Origin of the sequence: Phytobacter massiliensis JC163 (genome assembly GCF_000321045.1) — a bacterium.
Lineage (GTDB): Bacteria > Pseudomonadota > Gammaproteobacteria > Enterobacterales > Enterobacteriaceae > Phytobacter_A > Phytobacter_A massiliensis.
On sequence record NZ_CAEO01000197.1, the window covers coordinates 1 to 478 of the forward strand.

The 478-nt window shown below is 64.0% G+C and carries 1 pseudogene; it reads left to right on the forward strand.

What is annotated here, in order from left to right:
* Positions 1 to 478, forward strand: a pseudogene (locus ENTHG_RS00190) (sodium-extruding oxaloacetate decarboxylase subunit alpha); the annotation flags it as partial.

The following is a 478-nucleotide window of genomic DNA, read 5'->3' on the forward strand; positions in this document are numbered from 1 at the left end:
GTTCCGCGTCTTCGACGCCATGAACGACCCGCGCAACATGCAGGCGGCATTACAGGCGGTGCGCCGTCACGGGGCCCATGCCCAGGGTACTCTGAGCTACACCACCAGCCCGGTGCACACCCTGCAGACCTGGCTCGACCTGACCGAACAGCTGCTGGAGGCGGGCGTCGACTCCGTTGCCATCAAGGACATGTCCGGCATCCTCACGCCGGGGGCGGCCTTTGAGCTGGTCAGCGAAATCAAAAAACGCTTTAACGTCAGGCTGCACCTGCATGCGCATGCCACCACCGGGATGGCGGAGATGGCCCTGCTCAAAGCCATTGAGGCAGGCGTGGACGGGGTCGACACGGCGATTTCGTCAATGAGCGGCACCTACGGCCACCCGGCCACCGAAGCGCTGGTGGCGACGCTGGCCGGGACGGAATATGACACCGGGCTGGATATCAACAAACTGGAGAGTATCGCGGCGTACTTCCGC